Source organism: Micromonospora citrea (assembly GCF_900090315.1).
Taxonomy (GTDB): Bacteria; Actinomycetota; Actinomycetes; order Mycobacteriales; family Micromonosporaceae; genus Micromonospora; species Micromonospora citrea.
Window position 1 is genome coordinate 563,465 of sequence record NZ_FMHZ01000002.1, and the last position, 17,214, is coordinate 580,678.

The 17,214-nt window shown below is 69.5% G+C and carries 13 protein-coding genes and 2 pseudogenes; 5 read left to right on the forward strand and 10 right to left on the reverse strand.

From position 1 onward, the window contains the following. The first annotated feature begins 150 nt into the window (after nucleotides 1-150). Both GA0070606_RS31825 and GA0070606_RS02805 read left to right on the forward strand, forming a co-directional pair. Nucleotides 151-294: a transposase gene (locus GA0070606_RS31825; RefSeq protein ID WP_141721556.1), complete on the forward strand. Its 144-nt coding sequence runs from the start codon at nucleotides 151-153 to the stop codon at nucleotides 292-294. A gap of 73 nt (nucleotides 295-367) precedes the next feature. Further along, entirely contained in the window at nucleotides 368-667 is a 300-nt protein-coding gene (locus tag GA0070606_RS02805) for an IS3 family transposase (protein ID WP_176737217.1), read from the forward strand. Nucleotides 668-704: 37 nt separating this feature from the next. Here GA0070606_RS02805 and GA0070606_RS02810 read toward each other — a convergent pair whose 3' ends face one another. After that, complete coding sequence (locus tag GA0070606_RS02810; RefSeq protein WP_091094916.1) at nucleotides 705-1,700, reverse strand: acetylxylan esterase; 996 nt, start codon at nucleotides 1,698-1,700, stop codon at nucleotides 705-707. A gap of 105 nt (nucleotides 1,701-1,805) precedes the next feature. Beyond that, the gene (locus GA0070606_RS02815; RefSeq protein WP_176737218.1) at nucleotides 1,806-3,731 is read right to left on the reverse strand and encodes a sialidase family protein; all 1,926 of its coding nucleotides are present in this window, start codon (nucleotides 3,729-3,731) and stop codon (nucleotides 1,806-1,808) included. 257 nt (nucleotides 3,732-3,988) lie between these two features. Between GA0070606_RS02815 and GA0070606_RS02820 the strand changes: the two genes are divergently transcribed. Continuing rightward, nucleotides 3,989-5,980 (forward strand): beta-galactosidase, encoded by a 1,992-nt coding sequence (locus GA0070606_RS02820; protein WP_218105960.1) that lies wholly within the window; start codon nucleotides 3,989-3,991, stop codon nucleotides 5,978-5,980. 190 nt (nucleotides 5,981-6,170) lie between these two features. On the opposite strand, the gene GA0070606_RS02825 is transcribed toward GA0070606_RS02820, so the two are convergent. Next, on the reverse strand, nucleotides 6,171-7,256 hold the full coding sequence (locus GA0070606_RS02825; RefSeq protein ID WP_218105961.1) for a sialidase family protein: 1,086 nt from the start codon (nucleotides 7,254-7,256) through the stop codon (nucleotides 6,171-6,173). Nucleotides 7,257-7,774: 518 nt separating this feature from the next. Next, nucleotides 7,775-8,668 (reverse strand): annotated as a pseudogene (locus GA0070606_RS02830) (IS5 family transposase). A gap of 235 nt (nucleotides 8,669-8,903) precedes the next feature. Here GA0070606_RS02830 and GA0070606_RS02835 point away from each other — a divergent pair. After that, nucleotides 8,904-9,392, forward strand: a complete 489-nt coding sequence (locus GA0070606_RS02835) for a GNAT family N-acetyltransferase (RefSeq protein ID WP_091094917.1) — start codon at nucleotides 8,904-8,906, stop codon at nucleotides 9,390-9,392. Nucleotides 9,393-9,405: 13 nt separating this feature from the next. Here the strand turns inward: GA0070606_RS02835 and GA0070606_RS02840 are convergent, their stop codons facing one another. Together GA0070606_RS02840 and GA0070606_RS02845 are read right to left on the reverse strand one after the other, a co-directional pair. Further along, nucleotides 9,406-10,722 (reverse strand): IS701 family transposase, encoded by a 1,317-nt coding sequence (locus tag GA0070606_RS02840; protein WP_091094918.1) that lies wholly within the window; start codon nucleotides 10,720-10,722, stop codon nucleotides 9,406-9,408. 283 nt (nucleotides 10,723-11,005) lie between these two features. Further along, nucleotides 11,006-12,175 carry an endonuclease/exonuclease/phosphatase family protein gene (locus GA0070606_RS02845; protein WP_091094919.1) on the reverse strand — a complete coding sequence of 390 codons (1,170 nt, stop codon included), beginning with the start codon at nucleotides 12,173-12,175 and terminating at the stop codon, nucleotides 11,006-11,008. A 217-nt stretch (nucleotides 12,176-12,392) separates the two neighbouring features. Here GA0070606_RS02845 and GA0070606_RS02850 point away from each other — a divergent pair, with 217 nt between their 5' ends. Beyond that, nucleotides 12,393-12,686: a hypothetical protein gene (locus tag GA0070606_RS02850; protein ID WP_218105962.1), complete on the forward strand. Its 294-nt coding sequence runs from the start codon at nucleotides 12,393-12,395 to the stop codon at nucleotides 12,684-12,686. 165 nt (nucleotides 12,687-12,851) lie between these two features. Here the strand turns inward: GA0070606_RS02850 and GA0070606_RS33120 are convergent. The 4 genes and pseudogenes from GA0070606_RS33120 to GA0070606_RS02870 form a co-directional block, all read right to left on the reverse strand. Then, a pseudogene (locus GA0070606_RS33120) lies at nucleotides 12,852-13,049 on the reverse strand (IS630 family transposase); the annotation flags it as partial. An 88-nt stretch (nucleotides 13,050-13,137) separates the two neighbouring features. Continuing rightward, nucleotides 13,138-13,440, reverse strand: coding sequence for a GNAT family N-acetyltransferase (locus tag GA0070606_RS02860; RefSeq protein WP_091094920.1), 303 nt, complete (start codon nucleotides 13,438-13,440; stop codon nucleotides 13,138-13,140). A gap of 81 nt (nucleotides 13,441-13,521) precedes the next feature. Then, the gene (locus GA0070606_RS02865; RefSeq protein WP_091094921.1) at nucleotides 13,522-15,111 is read right to left on the reverse strand and encodes a DHA2 family efflux MFS transporter permease subunit; all 1,590 of its coding nucleotides are present in this window, start codon (nucleotides 15,109-15,111) and stop codon (nucleotides 13,522-13,524) included. Between the two features lie 440 nt (nucleotides 15,112-15,551). Continuing rightward, nucleotides 15,552-17,162: a helix-turn-helix domain-containing protein gene (locus tag GA0070606_RS02870; RefSeq protein WP_091094922.1), complete on the reverse strand. Its 1,611-nt coding sequence runs from the start codon at nucleotides 17,160-17,162 to the stop codon at nucleotides 15,552-15,554. Nucleotides 17,163-17,214 lie beyond the last annotated feature (52 nt).

A 17,214-nucleotide genomic window follows, 5' to 3' on the forward strand; every position in this document is an offset into this window, starting at 1 on the left:
GACCTACGCGCCGAGGTGATCCGGTCTCCGGTCAGGATCGCCTCGGCAGCCACCCCGGTCCCACTCGTCCTGTCCGACCCGCCGTGCACGAAGACCCGGGTTGCCGCCGTGAGGTTCCCCGGCAGCTCGAAGGCTTTCGATCATGCTCTGATGGAGTTGAAGGGAGTCATCCGTGGCAGCCCGAAGAAGTACCCCGATGAGCTGCGTGAACGTGCGGTGCGTTGGTATCGGGAGTCGGACCCGAAGCCCGTGATCCGCCAGCTGGCGCGGCAGCTGGGGGTGCATCACGAGTGACGTCCGCGACGGCCAACTGATCCACCACTCAGACCGCGGGTCGAACTACACGTCGTTCCGCTTCGCGCAACGCTTGGCCGACAACGGCGTCCTGCCGTCGATGGGGTCGGTCGGCGACTCGTTCGACAACGCCCTGATGGAGAACTTCTGGTCGACGTTGAAGATCGAACTGGTCCACCGCAACTCCTGGCGCACCCGCGACGAAGCGGAGAACGCGGTCTTCACCTACATCGACGGCTGGTACAACACCCGCCGCATCCAGAAAGACCTCGGCTGGCGATCCCCAGACGAGTACGAAAAGGCCTGGCACACCCACCAGGCACAGCAGGCCCAGGCGGCTATCGTTCAGCCTGAGCCCACCGGCGCCAGGTAATCAAACCCTCAGGCAAGCCGGGGGAACCTCAGATTCTTCAGAGGCTGCTGGCGTCGGCGCCGGCCAGCACGTCCCGCAGCCACCTGATCTGCTCCGCACGCTGCATGCCTGCACCGCCCTCGTGTCCGCTGTACGGCCACACCACGATGTCCTTGCCGCTCGCCGCGTAGTGGTTATAAGCGGCGAAAATCGTTGATGGCGGGCAGACGTTGTCCATCAGCGCGACCGAGAAGAGCGCCGGAGCCCTGGCGCGAGCGGCGAAGTTCATCCCGTCGAAGTAGCGCAGCGTCGCGAACACCTGGTCGGCGTCGCCACGGCGGGTCTTCAGGTACGACACCAACTCGCCGTACGGAAGGGCGTCGCTGATCTCGACAGCCCGCCGGTAGTGGCACAGGAACGGCACGTCGGGCATGGCAGCGGCGAGCCCGTCGACCAGGCCGGTGACGGCGAGGGCGATCCCCCCGCCCTGGCTGCCCCCGGTCACCACTACCCGGGCCGGGTCGACTCTGGGGTGCGCGCGCACCACGTCGACCGCGCGGACGCCGTCGGCGAAGACCCGGCGGTAGTAGTAGTGGTGCGGGTCGGCGATGCCGCGGGTCAAGAAGCCGGGTGCCTGGGGCGAGCCGACCGGATCGGGGTCCGGGGTGTCGCCCACGAGCTTGCCGTTGCTGCCCTGCCCCCGGGTGTCCATGACGAGGTGGGCGTAACCGGCGGCACTCCAGGTGAGCCAGTCGTGCGGCAGACCGCGTCCACCGCCGTACCCGATGTACTCGACCACGCAGGGCAGCCGGCCGCCGGCGTGCCGGGGCAGCAGGAACCAGCCACGCACCGGCTGGCCGGCGAATCCGGGAAACATGACGTCGTACACCTCGACGGTGGACAGGCCAGCGTCGTAGGGCACGAACCGGGCCGGCCATCGCGCGGCGGCCCGAGCCTCCTTGACGGTGAGGGCCCAGAAGTCGTCGAAATCGGTGGGCTCGTCGCGGGCGGGGAGGTAGTCGCGGAGACGGTCGAGTGGCCAGTCGACGAGCATGGGGTTCTTCCCTTTCGACGTGCGGGCGCCGCAGTTGCTGGGTCTTGCTCGCACGTGGCGCCCACCGGGGCCCGGCTGGGCGCCACGTGCCGACGATGGCCTCGGTTAATGGACGGTCTCCAGTGGCAGCCTGAGCCCGAGGCGGCCGCCGATCGGGACGTTCCGCTCCTGGATCAGGGCCAGCTCGGTGGCGGAGAGCGCGCGCCGGTAGACGCGTACCTCGTCCAGCGTGCCGCGGAAGCGGTCCGCACCGTCCAGGCGCTGTCCGATGTGAAGTCCGTGGATGCCGAATTCCTGGCCGAGGGTCACCGAGCCGGCCGGCGCCGGCGCCGACGAGACCTGGACGCCGTCGACCAGCAGCCTGAGCTGCCCGCCCGCCCGTTGAAGCACGACGAAGTGCCACTGCCCGTCGTTGTACGCGCTGGGCGACTGCACGGTGACGTTGTACCGGCCCACCGAGAGGATCGCGCGGATGCGGTTGCTCGCCGGTTCGGCCCGCAGCCACAGCGCAGGCGGGTTGGTGCCGGAATCCACCCGGTAGAACCACAGGATGGCGTGCGCGCCGGCCTTGTCGGAGTACCGGATCCACGTGCTCAGCGTGAAGTCGTGCGCGCCGAGGTCGATCGACCGGTCGAACGGCACCTCCACCCGATCGTCGACTCGATCCAGTGCCAGCCCGTTGCCGAACCGGCCGTCGGTGACCTGGGCGCCACCCCGGACGTAGGCGGCATTGCGGTACGGCGACTCGTCCGGCGTCTGCGGCCCGGGCGCCGGCGCGGGGATGCCGGGCGGAGTGCCGTTCGGCGTGTCCAGGTACGCCTCGTTGAACCGGGCGAACCGGATCGTCTCGTACGGGTTGACCGCGCCGGCCTCGTACATCAGCGCCGCCTCGTCACCGTCGAGGCGCACCAGGTCGGAGTAGGCGGAGGGACCCCAGTAGAAGACCTTGCCCTCGTTCCAGGTCTCGAAGCTGCGCGCCTCGTCGTACGACGAGCGGACGCCCATCGCCTCGCGGGCGCCGGGGTGCAGCGGCGAGGAGAAGAGCACGCGGTCATCGCTGAATCGCAGCAGGGAGCCCTGGACGTCGGTGGTCGCGAGCGCCGGCATGGTGCGGAAGGGGGCGTCCCACGTCTCCCCGCCGTCGCTGCTGATCGCGTACGCCCGGTCGCCCGGGTCGGTGCCGCGCTCGCGGGCCGACGCGTAGATCCGCCCGTCGGTGAGCTCGATGACGGTGACCTCCTGCGCGACGACCGCACCGTCGTCACGGAAGGTCTCCGCGCCGATGTTCCAGGTCGCCCCGCTGTCGTCGCTGTAGAGCAGATGCGTGCCGTAGACGTGCTTGCCGACCCGGTCCCAGGTTTCGAAGCTCGCCCCGACCACCAGCCGGCCCGCGTGCGTTCCCCGCTGAAGCTGGATCCCGTGCATCGGGCCGGTGGCGTACCAGAAGTTCCACTCCGGACGCTTGCCCTCGGTCATCTCACGGGCGGTCGACCAGGTTGCCCCGTGGTCATCACTGAACCGCACCCACGGGTCGCGGTCACAGCCGTTGGGACACGGCTGCGGACCGTTGTGCGTGCTCACCAACACGACGCGCCCGGTGGTTTCGTCGACGATCGGCACCGGGTTGCCGTGGGTCTCGCCGTTGCCCTCGGAGACCACCTGCAGTGGCCCCCAGGTCCGGCCGCCGTCGGCGGAGCGGCGTAGCACGAGGTCGATGTCCCCGTCGTCGCCGCAGTCCTTCACCCGTCCCTCGGCGAAGGCCAGAATCATCCCGTTCTTCGCACGCACCACGGCCGGGATGCGGAAGCAGGCGTATCCGAAGTCTCCGCGCTGGTAGAGCACCCGCTCGTCGACGTACGGCTCGCTGGTCTGGCTCTCGCCGGCCACCTCGCTCGAACCCGTCGAAGCGGGCTCGGCGCTCGCCGGGCCGCCGAGCATGCTGAGGACGACGCCGGCCAGGATCAGCACCGCGACGCCACGGTGGCGGCGGCGCGAGTCGGTCGGAGCCTCCGGCGAATACCGATCGTTCATCTCGTCGCGCCCTCCGTGAGAGTCGTGCGCCCCGTTGTCCACGCGGATGGCTCCGGTGACCGGATACGCCAACTGCAGCGGAGACATAGGACGTGGGATGTCTTTCGAGGGTACTCGCGCTGAAGAGGCGGCGACAAGTCCCCTTGACGCCGATACTTGATCGCCATACTGTCCCGGCTACCCAGGACATCCCACGTCCCGGGCCGACGGGCTTGGTGCGAAACGCCGACCGAACTCACCGAGAGGAAGGGTGTGGCATGACCATGCCGAAGATCGCGTTCGGCGGGGACTACAACCCCGAGCAGTGGTCCGAGGACGTGTGGATCGAGGACATGAAGCTCATGGCTGATGCCGGGGTGTCGCTCGTCTCCGTCGGCATCTTCTCCTGGGCATGCGTGGAACCACGTCCCGGCACGTACGAGTTCGGCTGGTTCGACCGGGTGATGGACAACCTGGCCGAGGCGGGTATCGGAGCAAGCCTCGCCACCATGACCGCCTCCCCACCGCCGTGGCTGTCCCGGCACCACCCCGAGGTGCTGCCGGAACGCGTGGACGGGGTGCGGCTGTGGCCCGGCGGGCGGCAGCAGTACTGCCCATCCAGCCCGGTGTACCGGGAGTACGCCGGTCGGCTGGTCGAACGCCTCGCCCGCCGCTACGCCGGGCACCCGGCGCTGAAGCTGTGGCACATCGGCAACGAATACGGCTGCCACGTGCGGGCCTGCTACTGCGATGCGTCAGCCGAGGACTTCCGGCGCTGGTTGCGCGACCGGTACGGCGACATCGGCGCGCTCAACGAGGCATGGTCGACGACGTTCTGGTCACAGCGCTACGACGACTGGGCCGACATCCTGCCGCCGCGCACCGCGCCGACCTTCGCCAACCCCGCCCAGAAGCTGGACTTCGCCCGGTTCAGCAACGACGCGATCCTCGCCTGTTATCTCGCCGAGCGTGACATCGTCCGTCGCTTCACCCCGGACGTACCGGTGACGACGAACTTCATCGGCCTGGTCCACAAGCCGATCGACTCCTACCGGTGGGCCGCCGAGCAGGATGTCGTCAGCCTCGACAGCTATCCCGACCCGCATCATCCGCAGGCCCACGTGGAGGCCGCGTTCGGCTATGACCTGGTCCGCTCCGCGCGCGGCGGTCAGCCGTGGCTGCTGATGGAGCAGGCGCCCAGCGCGGTCAACTGGCGCGAGCGCAACGCGCCGAAGCCGCCGGGACTCATGCGGTTGTGGAGTTGGCAGGCGGTGGCCCAGGGCGCCGACGCCGTGCTCTTCTTCCAATGGCGCCAGGCCGTCGGCGGCGCCGAGAAGTTCCACTCGGCGATGGTGCCGCACGGCGGCACCGAGACCCGCGCCCATCGCGAGATTCAGGCGCTCGGCCGGGAGATCGCCGAAGTCGCCGAACTGGCCGGCACTCGGGTGCACGCCGACGTCGCGCTGCTGCACGACTGGGCAAACTGGTGGGCGCTGGAGTCGGACGCCCATCCGGCCGTGCTCGACCTGCTGGAAGCCCACCTGGCGCACTACGCGCCGTTGTTCGACGCCCATGTCACCTGCGACGTCGTGCCGCCGACCGCGGATCTGTCCGGCTACCGGCTCGTCGTGGTGCCGAATCTCTACCTCATGTCCACCGAGGTGGCCACGCGCCTGCGTCGCTACGTCGAGGGCGGCGGGCACCTGGTGGTGTCGTTCTTCTCCGGCATCGTCGACGAGTCCGACCGCGCGTACCTGGGCGGATACCCGGCCCCGTTGCGGGACCTGCTGGGCTTGCGCATCGACGAGTTCTGGCCACTGCCGGCAAACGGCACGATCGAACTGGACCTCGCGGGAGAGCGACGCACCGGCACCGTGTGGTCGGAATGGATCGAGACCGAGGGCGCAGAGGTGGTCGCCACCTTCGCCGACGGCGAGCTGGCCGGCCGGCCGGCGGTCACCCGCCACCCCTACGGTGCGGGCGTTGCCTGGTACCTGGCCACCCGGCCCGAGCCGGCGACGATGCGCGCGCTGTTCGACCGCATCCGTGGCGTGGCGGACGTGGGGCCCACGCTCCCCGACCTGCCCGCAGGACTGCAAGCGGTGGTTCGGCACGGCCCGGAGCGGTCGTACCTCCTGCTGCTCAACCACGGCGCCGAGGCGGTGACGGTCGCTCTGCCCGAGCCGGCGGTCGACCTGCTCGGCGACCGGGAGCATGCCGTCGGCGCCGTGTCGCTCGCTCCCCGCGGCGTCGCGGTGCTACGGAGGTGACGAGGGGCGGTTCCCAACCGTCTCGCTGGGGAGGGCGCCGCCGTCACCGGACTGGTGGACACCGACACCTGGCGCGGGTGCGATCGCCGTGACATCGGGGCGCACGGGTGCCGCCCACCCAGAGGGCGGCGGCACCCGTGCCGGGATCACCGGCTGCGGCAATCCCGTGCGGGAGGTGCGCGGCCGGCGGTCAGGGTCGAAGCTGAGTGATCGGGACCCGCCGGAAGGTGATCGTCTCGTTCGCCCCGAAGTTGCCCGTCTCGTAGAGCACGCCGACCGTGTTGGCGTCGAGCTGGACCAGGTCCGAGTAGGCGGCGGGGAGACCGGACAGCGCCTTGGCCGGCCGCCAGGTCGCGCCGTGGTCGGTGCTCACCCGCAGGGTCAGCGCCGCGCGGGTGTTCGGGTCCGCGGGGCCGGAGAAGAGCAGCTGGTTACCTGCACCGGTCAGCTGCAGCACGCTGCCCTGCACGACCGGCGCCACGAGCGTGGCCTGCGGACGGTGCGGAATCTCCAGGGTCTCCCCGCCGTCGCGGCTGTAGGCGTCGGCGCGGTTGCCCGGTGCGCTGCCGTTGTGCTCACGGGTGTTCACGTAGAGGCGACCGTCGGGCAGCTCGGCCACCGTGGACTCGTTGACGTTGATGTACCCGTTCGGGTTGTCGTCGACGGATCCGATCCGCCAACTCTCGCCTGCGTCGTCGCTGTAGAGCAGGTGCCCGCCGTAGTACTTCGCCTCCGTACCGAGGTCGGCGGAACCGGCGGGTGGCGCGATCGAATGGTTGGCCGGGACCACGAGCCGACCCCGGTGCGGGCCGAGGGCAAGCCGGATCGCGTGGCCCGGGCCCGTGGCGTACCAACGCCAGTTCTCCGCCTTGGCCTGCGCGGTGATCTCGCGTGGCGCGGACCAGTTCGCCCCGTCGTCGTCGCTGTGCTGGACGAAGACCCGACGGCTCTGCTCGGCCGGCACCTCGCCGCGCATGATCGCAGCCTCGGAAGCGGTCCCGCCGTTGTACGTCGACAGCAGCACGATCCGACCCGTCGCGGTCACCACCGGGGCGGGGTTGCCCGCGGTGTTGGGGCCGCTGTCGTGCACCACCTGCAGGGGTCCCCAGGTGCATCCGCCGTCGGTCGACCGCTTGAGCACGAGATCGATGTTGCCGGCATCGCTGAGTGAAGCGAGCCGCCCTTCCGCGAAGGCCAGCAGTGTGCCGGACCCGGTGGCCGTGATCGCGGGGATGCGGAACCCCTTGTATCCCTCCGTTCCGGCGGTGAAGGGCACCGAGGCTTCGCAGCGTGAGCCCTGATCGGTCTGTGCTGGCGCCGCCAGGGCTGACGGGACGCTGGCACCGGCCAGGCTTGTGACGAGGGCGGCGCAACCAACGACGATCGCCGTGCGGCGCGCGGGGGACCTACGGTTGATACCGGACACGATGCCACCTTCCTTCGCGGGATGGGACAACTGCTCTGGCGCGCGGGCCTCCGTCCTGGGGTGGACGACCCGAACGATCGACCCAGGACATAGGACGTCCTATGTGAAGCTAAGGTTGAAAGGGCCGTCGAGGCCAAGCGTTACGCGACGAACGGTCGGTCTGCTGCGGCAAGCGGTCGTCAGCAGTGGACGGCATCCCATCTCTGCCATGCGGCTGTCACTGTCCGGCTGCGATCAGCTTGGCGGTGAGCAGACACGCCCGACCTTCGAACGGTTGTTCGGTCCGCCCAGGCGGTCCGGTAGGCTGCGCTGCGCCCAACACGGTGAGAGGGCTCAACGTTGCGCCTAAGGCGTGTTTCATAAGCGGGTCAGAGCCACTCGCAGATGATGGTGATGGTCAGGACGGCCTGGAACCGGACGGCCAACTTGTCGTAGCGGGTGGCCACGCCGCGGTGGCGCTTGAGTCAGGCGATGCCGTTCTCGACGGCGTGTCGCATCCGGTAGAGGTCTCGGTCGAACTTCGGCGGGCGTCCGCCGCGGCCGCCTTTGGCCTTGCGGTGAGCGTCCTGGTCTTTCTTGCTGGGGATGCACGCCTTGATCCCACGCTTGCGCAGGTAGGCGCGGTTACCACGGCTGGTGTACGCCTTGTCGGCCAGGACGAGGTCGGGGCAGGTGCGGGGCCGGCCCACCCCGAGACGGGTCACCTTGATACGGCGCAGGACCGGGATGAACTGCGGGCTGTCACCACGGTGCCCGGCGGTCACGACCATCGATAGGACCTTCTGGCCCTGCTCGCAGGCCAGATGCGTCTTGGTGGTCAGACCGCCGCGAGATCGTCCGAGGGCGTGATCGGCGGGTTCGTCGTGCACGCCGCCGGGTGGCTCTTTCTGCAGGTGGCCGTTCCTGCGGGCGCCGGCGGCGTGTTGGTGGGCGCGGCTGGTCATCGAGTCCACGCTGATCGTCCAGCCGATCCGGCCTTGCGCATCTGCGGTGGCCTGTGACGCGGCCAGGATCTTGTCCCAGGTGCCGTCGCGCTGCCAGCGACGGAACAGGCCGTAGACCGTCTGCCAGGGTCCGTACTCGGCCGGGACGTCACGCCAGGGCGACCCGATCCGGATCCGCCACCTGATCCCGTCGAGGAGCTGCCGTTTCTCCCATTTCGGCGGCCGACCCTTCGCCGACGCGGCAGGCAGCAGTACGGCGAGGCGCTGCCACTGGGCGTCGGTGAGGTCATGCCGCCTCGTCACCGCTACGCTGGCCACGAGGTCTCCGGTATGAAGTTCTTGCTTGGTCGCAGAACCAGATACCGGAGACCTCTTCAGTTGTCGATCACCGCCACGCCGTGACCCTCACCGGCCACCACGACTTCTGAAACACGCCTTAATACTCCAACGTCACTTGGATGCCGGGCGTGGTTATGAGCCCGGTTACTGGCCAACGTCTCGACAGCAAGGGCGGCACGTCGCGGGGGACGAGTGGTGACTAACCTTCCAGGCCATGGGCGAGGTGCGCAGGGCGACGGTGGCAGATGCAGGGGAGCTGGTGCGCCTACGTGGGGTGTTCTTGGGGGATATCGCCTCGGGCGAGCCCGCCGCTGACGGGTGGCGGCGAGTAGCGTTCGAGGTTCTTCAGACCCGGCTCGCTGCGCCGGACCCGACAATGGTTGCCTTCGTTGTTGACCGCGCTGATCGGCCCGGCGCGTTGGCTGCGTGTGCGGTTGGCGCTGTCGACTGCCGGCTCGGCGGGCCAGACGATCCGACGAGCGAGCACGGATACGTCTTCAACGTGGTCACTGATCCGGACCAGCGGCGACGCGGGTACTCCCGGCTGTGTATGACGGCACTGCTCGATTGGTACTGCGACCGTGGAATCCGGACCGTGGACTTGCGCGCCTCCCCTAATGCCGAACCGCTCTATCACTCGCTTGGCTTCGTCCGTACGACTTATCCAGCTATGCGCCTCCGGCTGCTTGCCCCAGACGCCTAAAGAACGGCCCAGATCAGCATGCCGCGACCTTTCGCCGTGTTCGGTATCCGAGTCTGCGCTGGTAGTGGGATCGGCGGGCTCGGGCTTGGGATGCTCGTCGCCAGGTAGACCAGTGCAGGGTGTGCTCTGGCGGTAGCGGTATGGCCAGGACGAAGGCGTTGAGGAGTCGGCGAATCTCGGCGACGGTCAGCGCGATGATGTCGGGGCCAGGGTCAGGCTGCTGGGCGGCGAGGATGGTCAGGACGGCCAGGGCGAGCATGGCCAGGGTGATGAACCGGTGCCAGCCGGTCCAGCCGCGGACCTGGTAGTGGTCCAAGCCGACCTGGCCCTTGCCGGTCTGGAACAACTCCTCGATGTTCCAGCGGGAGCCGGCAACGGTCACGAGGGTGTGCAGCGGCACCGGGCGAGGTGACCAGCACAGGTAGAAGGCCAGCTCACCGGTGCTGCGGTTGCGCCGGATCAGCAGCCACCGATGCTCACCGGGCCGGGTGGCGGTGGTGATCCACGCCCACAGGTAGTCGCGGGGTCCTTTCGCCCCTGGCCCGCAGCTGTGTTGCTGCCACTGACGGGTGGGGATCCGCTCGGCGAGGTCGTCAACGCGGATCAGGGTGCGGCCATCGTTGACGGCCACACGCCGGTCGCAACCGACCGCCAGGACGTAGCCGACGCCACGGTCTTCGAGGTCGGCGCGTAGGCCGGGGTCGGCACCGTAGACCTCGTCGCCGGTGACCCACCCCGCCGGGACACCGGCGTCCAACGCGTCGGCGATCATCTGCCGGGCCAGCGCCGGCTTCGTCGCGAACTCGACCTCATCCGGAACGCCGGCCGCGGCGAGACGCTCAGGCTGGGCGCACCACGTCGCCTCGGGTAGGTAGAGCCGGCGGTCAATCAGCGCCCGCCCGTGCGGGGTGACGTAGGCCAGGAACACCCCGACCTGACTGTTCTCGATCCGGCCGGCGGTGCCGGTGTACTGCCGCTGCACCCCGACTGAGCACACGCCCTTCTTCAGGAAGCCTGTCTCATCGGCGATCAGGACAGCATCGGGGTGGCCGAACTGCTCTACCAGCCAGGAACGCACGTCATCGCGGACGGCGTCGGCGTCCCACACCGCCGTACGCAGCAGCCGCTGCATCGCTTGCGGATCACGGTGCCCCGCCTGCTCTGCCAACGACCAGCAGGTCTTGCGTTCCACGCCCGACAGCAGTCCTTCCACAAACTGCCCGGCCGTCCGGCGCGGCTCCGCCCGCACGAACCGATCAGCGACGCGCGTCTCCGCCTCGTCGAGGAGGACCCGCCACCTGGCGGGGTTTAAGCTGTGGCCCACGGCCATCGCGCGATCTTCGGTTGTCCTCACAAACCATCGATGATCAACGCGGTGGCCGTCCTCATGCCCACGCCACGCCCAACGCCGAAGCCAAGTGACGTTGGAGTATTAATAGCTACTAACAAGAACTGTCCAAGATTCACTTGGCTGGCAAGTCCCGCCATCTTCGCGGAGGCAGCCGCGTCCCGTTTACGGGACGACAGCTGCCGTACTTGACTATCAGCTCTTTCGCATTTCGCGCAAATCGGCAGCCGACCTGATCACCCCGGTCGGACGGCACGGTCAAGGGTCAGGATGTCGCCACCTGAATGAAGCCCCGGTAGAACGCGTGATCCGAGACGGTGACGTCAACGGGTAGCCCGCTCACCGAAGAGGGGTCGGTGGTCTCGGAGAAGAAGAGGTAGTCGTACTTGGTCTTGGTGCCGACTGTCCGGCCCCCACTGCGGCAGGCCGCCGCGGTCGAGGCGCACCCGGCGTTGACGAAGTAGTTCTTGTCGTCCTGGTCAGCCTCGTAGAACACACCCCATCCCCCACCCGGCTTGGTCTCCGGACGGTAGAAAGCATCCATGGCGACGTGCGTGGGTAGCGAGTTGAAGTCCCCGCCCACCACGACGATTTTGCCCGACGCGATGTCGCCGTCGAGGTCTGAAGCAAGCCGGGTGGCCTGGGCGGTACGGGCCCGCTGGTTGATGTTGCGCGGGTCGTGGAAGGCGCGCAGGTGCACGCTGCATCCCTTGACCACCCGGGTACCCAACTCGGCGACGTGTGCGTCGTAGCACAGGCCGGTGAACGTCCGCGGCGGGTTGACGAACTCACTTCCGTTGATCTGGTAACGCTCCCCACCAAGGGCGATCTCGTCCCGGTTGCTCAACGTTCCCCGGGCACCGACGACCTGGCCGATCCAGCAGCGCCGGTCGTCGTTGGTCGGGTCGTCGTCCTCGTTCACCGCACAGTTCGTCACCCCACAACCGGTGTAGTTGGTGAGGAGAGTGGTGAAGCCGAGCTGGTATGTGCCCGAGCTGAAGGCGTGGTTGCTGAACCACTCGTACTGCGGAAAGCAGACCTCTTGCAACATCAACAGGTGCGGCCGATACGCGTCGATGAGGTCGGTGATGGCCGGGAGGCTGCTGGTCTGGCCTTTCATGCACATGCCGCCGCAGATGTTGTGGCTGACCGCCTTGAGTCCGACGGTGGCCGCGACGGTCGCGGTCGTACCGGCGATGCCGCCGGCCGGTGGCGTCGTGGTGACGATCTCCCTCGGATCCGCCGCGTTGGCGGCTTCCCGGGTGGTGCCACGAGTTCCCGCACTGACGTTCGCCAGTTCCGCCGTCGACCCGCTGCTCGCCGACAGCCACGAGCCAGCCCCGCCAACCCACGGAGCCCCGGCGCCGTCCTGGCCCAGGCTGGGCAACAGTACGGCGGTGAGGGCAACCACCAAGGTTGCCGCGATCCTGCGCATCTGACCACTCCCACTTCCGTTTCCAACCGATCGAAGATGATGATCTTATCGAGATGCCGCCCCGATTTCGATCACCTGTCGTCCGGCCGTGCGGGTCATGGTCTGTCGATCGAAACATCCGACCGGGTAACCGCCGGGTCGGTGCCGGTCAGGTGATGTGGCGCGACCCAGCTAGTGCGGTGACCACATACGTTTGCCGGCTCTCTAGCCTCTTGGCATGGTCATGCAAGACCGGCTCGCGGTCGTTGACGGCCTGCTCGCGCTTCCTTTTCCCGGTAAGAACACGTGGAAGGGCTGCCAGTCCAGCGGGCCTGGCTTCCACGTGTATGTCCTGCAGGCCAGCCGGAGTTTCTGGGATGACCGCAGCGAGGAGATCGTCGAGGCAGCCCAGGCGGAGATCGATACCGCTTTCCAAGCGTTAGCGACCGCGCTGACGGCCCGCTGGGGCGAGCCTCAGACGGTCGATCTCGAGCCTTATCTATGGGGGAGGATCAAGCGCCGGAACCGATGAACCAGCTTTGCCAGCTCAGTGGTGAGATGTGCGTCTGGCGGCCGCTGGACGCTGGTCGGTGGGTTGCGCTCGCCGTCGGCCAGGGCGATCCGGAGTTGCCGATTGAGTTGCTCTTGACGGTCGGTGAGGCCGATCCGCTGCGCTGATCGCCACGGTTTGAGCAGGTCAAGCGGCTTTGGAGCGTGGGCGGCCCCAGGGTTGTTGGCGTTCGCTGCGGATGCGGGCGCGTTCCCGGCGTTGGGCGGCCAGGACGTCTGGGTGGCGGGCGTTGGCGTTGCGCCAACGCAGGTACCGCTGCATCTCCCGGGCCAGGACGGTGTGGTTGGGATAGTTGGAGTTGGCCAACGTGAATGCGCGTAGGGGCCGTAAGCAGCGGCGACGGCGACGAACGAGAGGTGGCGCGCCGCGATCGGCCGGTATGTCGCCCGTGAGGCCGCCGGCCCGGAAGCCGCTATTTCACCTTGCGCGTCGATCGGGCCACGATCGCGTCATACTCGGGGTGCTTGCCGAGCCATTCGCTGAGGAACGGGCAGATCGGCACCACCGTCCGCTTCCTGGCCCGGGCGTCGTCCATCACTGCGCGGGCCAGGATCGATCCGACGCCTCGCCCCTCGAACTCGCCCATCACCTCGGTGTGGGTGTAGACGATGATGGCGCCGGTCAGCTGGTAGGTGACCACGCCGGCCAGCGTTCCGGACTCGTCCCGCGCCTCGAAGCGCTCCCGCTCCGGCGCGTCCGCCACGGTGAACTGCACCCCGCCATCCAACCACGCGCCGCCCCCACCGACGGGCCGGGGCCGCCAGGGGAACAACCCCCGACGGCCCCGGCCGACAGATCAGTGGACCAGGACGGGAACCTTCTCCGGCCCGCTCCCGCCCTGCTCGTCGTCGAGCAGGTGCGACGGCTCGCGCCGGCGCGGCAGGAACACGGCCGGGATGAACGTCGCCAGCACCAGCGCGAAGGCGACCCAGAACGTGTTCGCGAACGCCCCGGCGGCGAAGTCGAGACCACGGTCGATCAGCGACGGGTCGGCGGGGAACTTCGCGGCCAGCTCCGGCTGCTGCTGCAGAGTGACCGCCAGGCCGGCCTCGGTCACCGGCTCACCGTCCGGGCCGGTGACCCCGGGGATCGGCTGCGAGCCCTTCAGCTCGTTGGTGAGGATCACCGACATCACCGCGGCGCCGACGGACCCGCCGATCTGCTGGAGGATGTTGACCAGCGTGGAGCCACGGGCGACCTCGTGGGCGCTGAGCGTCTTCAGCGCCGAGGTCATCAGCGGCATCATCGTGCCGCCCATGCCCAGGCCCATGACGAACAGCGAACCGCAGAGCAGAACGTAGGACGTGTCCGGGTCGAGCTGGGTGAAGGTGAAGAACCCGGCGGCGATGAGCACCAGCGCGAACGGCACGGTGCGGCCGACGGGCATCTTGTCGGCCAGCATCCCGGCCACCGGCATCGTCACCATCGCGCCGAGGCCCTGCGGCGCCATCAGCAGGCCGGCGGTCAGCGTCGACTCGCCGCGGACCTGCACGAAGTAGCTCGGGAACAGCAGGCCGGCGCCCATGAACGCGATGATGAACACGAACAGGGTGATCGTCGCGATGGTCAGGTTGCGGTTGGCGAACAGCCGAAGGTCGAGCAGGGGGTGCCGGGGCTTGAACGAGTAGAGGACGAACGCGACGACGAGCGCGCCGCCGACCAGCATCGGCGCCCACACCTCGGGGTCGGTGAAGGTGCCGGTCTCGGGCAGGGTGGAGATGCCGTAGAGGAACAGGGCGAGACCAGGCGAGAGCATCAGCATGCCGACGAAGTCGAACGACTCGGACGGCTCGGGGGCGTCCTTCGGCAGCGCCAGCGCGGCGTAGACGAGCGCGACGGCGCCGATCGGCAGGTTGATCAGGAAGATCCAGTGCCAGCTCGCCGTGTCGATAAGCCAACCGCCGAGGATCGGGCCCCCGATGGGACCGAGCAGCATCGGGATGCCGAGCACGGCCATCAGCCGGCCGATGCGGTGCGGCCCGGCCGCCCGCGTCATGATCGTCATGCCGATCGGCATGAGCATGCCGCCGCCGAGGCCCTGCAGCACCCGGTAGCCGATCAGCTGCTCGATGGAGTCGGCGGTGGCGCACAGCCCGGACGCGATGGTGAACAGCGCGAGCGCCACCATGTAGAGCCGCTTGGTGCCGAACCGGTCTGCCGCCCAGCCGCTGAGCGGGATCACCGTGGCCAGGGCGAGCGTGTAGGCGGTCATCGTCCAGGCGACCTGGGCGTAGGTCGCGTCGAATTCGCGTTGGAACGTCGGCACGGCGACGCTGACGACCGTCACGTCGAGGATCGACATGATGGCGCCGAGGACGACCACCCCCGCCACCTTGAGAACCGCGCCGTCGAGCTTGTCGGAGGTCGCGATGGATTTCTGTGTCACAAAGTCTCCTGAATCCCCGTTGGGGCCAGCGGAAGCCGGCCGGCGCCGGGTGCGGTCGGCACCAGGCGCGCGCTGTCGTGTGCGCAGCGATGTCCGCCGGCAGACTAACGACCGGCGGTGACAATTAGCTTCCGGATTTCCGGTTGTAGAGGTGGACGTCACCGCGTACAAGTTCCGCCGAAAGGCCCAACTCGGGAGATTGCGAGCGGGCTTCGGGAATGTTCTGGCCACGACGCCCGTCCGACCGACCGGCGTCACCGCGCGGCGTCGGGACACCGCTGCCCCGACGCCGAGACGTCACCGCGCCCTTCGCCACAGCAGCACGACCGCCGCCAGACCGGGCACGCACGGAAGGACCTGGAGCAGGCCCGGTTGCGGCGCGAGGCCGACCTCACCGGAGGTGTCCCTGGTGGTCGCCGCCGCCGCGCGCCCGGCCGCGATCACGAGCCCGGCGTACGCCCGACGTCGCCCCCTACGCCGGCGGTCTGGCCCTCGGCCGGCGGGAGCCCCAACGCGGCGAGCTGGATCTGCAACGCCAGCCGCGCGCGCGGCGAGTCGAGGTCGACGGCGACGACCTCGGTGAGGCGACGCATCCGGTAGCGCAGCGTGTTCGGGTGCACGTGCAACCGCCGGGCGGCCTTCGTCGGGTCGCCCTGCTGCTCCAGCCAGGCCGCGACCGTGGCGACGTAGTCGGTGCCGTGCCGCCGATCGTGGGCGACCAGGTCGGGCAGCGGCCCGCCGACCAGCAGGTCGCCGCTGGGCACCGCGCTGACCACGCGATGCACCACCACCTCCGCCCAGTGCTCCTCGAACCGCAGCACCGGGTCCCTCCGCCGGGCCGGGCCGGGCAGCGCCAGCAGCTCCGCCGCCTCGGCCCGCGACCGCGGCAGGTCCGTCAGGCTCCTGGCCACACCGCCGGACGCCGCCCACAGCCCCGGGTCGTGCACCGCGATGTCGCGGACCAGCCGCTCCATCCACGGCCGCGAGCCGGGCGCGTCGCCCTCGTCGACCAGGACGGCGAACAGCACGCCCCCGACGTCCGCGATCAGCGGCTGACGCCAACCGTGCCGGCGGGTGATCGACTCCCACAGCGCCAGGTTGTCCACCGTCTCGCCCGTCCCGCCGTGCGCGCCGAGGGCGACCACCCGCCACGGGCCCTCGGGCAGCGCCAACTCCTCCCGGCCCATCGCGCCGGGGGCGCGCAGCGCGGCGCGCAGACGCTCGGCCGACACCCGGCGCGCCACGTCGGCCTGCACCCGCAGACGCAGCAGGTGCAACGCCAGCACCGACGCCGCGCCCTGAAGATCGCGCAGCCGCCCGTCGGGCACGGGCCCCTCGACGACGGCCCAGATCGAGCCGAGCAGCTCACCGCCGGCCCGGATCGGGATGATGAGCCGCGGCAGCGTACCGTCGGGTCCCTGCGGCACGAAGATCAACTCGCTGCCCGTCGCGAGCTTGCGGAAGACGCCCCGGGACCGGAAGTGGGCGATCACGTTGCCGGGAGCGCGTCGCCCGACGATCGTCGAGACCCGCGCCGGGTCCGCGCGGTCCTGCCGTGACGAGTACGCCAGCACCCGCGACTGGGCGTCCTCGATCGTCACCGGCGCGTCGACCACGGCGGCGGCCGCGTCGGCGAGGGCGAACAACTCGTCGTACACCCCGGCCTCGCCGCTGTCGGCGGGGCCGGGCGCGACGGCACGGTCGATCACCCCGCGCAGCAGCCAGACGAGCTGCGCCCACGACCCGTGACGCTGCAGCTCGACCAGGGTCAGGCGGCGCTCGGCCGCGGCGGCCGTCACCGCGGGGTGCGCGGCCAGCGGGGGCTTCAGGACGAGACCGGCGGCCCCGGCCTCGGCGTAGCGCGCGACGACCGCGAGCGCCTGGTCCGGGGTGCCGATGCCGGCACCGAGGACGAGGTCGCCGCCCTGGCCGCTCGCGGCGTCGTCGGGCTCGGCGAGGGTCACGTCGCGGACCTCCGCCTCGCCGGCGGGCACGACGACCTTGAGCAACGCGGCGCCGACCGCGTCCACCACGCCAGCCACGGTGATCACGACCAGATTGTGCCCCGCCGTTGTTCGCATCGACCAATCGGCGAGACAAGCC

Bases quoted from the DNA above. Each gene is read 5' to 3' on its own strand.
- GA0070606_RS02835 (WP_091094917.1), top strand. From the start codon at position 8,904: ATGGGCGAGGTGCGCAGGGCGACGGTGGCAGATGCAGGGGAGCTGGTG.
- GA0070606_RS02840 (WP_091094918.1), bottom strand. From the start codon at position 10,722: ATGGCCGTGGGCCACAGCTTAAACCCCGCCAGGTGGCGGGTCCTCCTC.
- GA0070606_RS02845 (WP_091094919.1), bottom strand. From the start codon at position 12,175: ATGCGCAGGATCGCGGCAACCTTGGTGGTTGCCCTCACCGCCGTACTG.
- GA0070606_RS02815 (WP_176737218.1), bottom strand. From the start codon at position 3,731: ATGAACGATCGGTATTCGCCGGAGGCTCCGACCGACTCGCGCCGCCGC.
- GA0070606_RS02820 (WP_218105960.1), top strand. From the start codon at position 3,989: ATGACCATGCCGAAGATCGCGTTCGGCGGGGACTACAACCCCGAGCAG.
- GA0070606_RS02810 (WP_091094916.1), bottom strand. From the start codon at position 1,700: ATGCTCGTCGACTGGCCACTCGACCGTCTCCGCGACTACCTCCCCGCC.
- GA0070606_RS31825 (WP_141721556.1), top strand. From the start codon at position 151: ATGGAGTTGAAGGGAGTCATCCGTGGCAGCCCGAAGAAGTACCCCGAT.
- GA0070606_RS02850 (WP_218105962.1), top strand. From the start codon at position 12,393: ATGGTCATGCAAGACCGGCTCGCGGTCGTTGACGGCCTGCTCGCGCTT.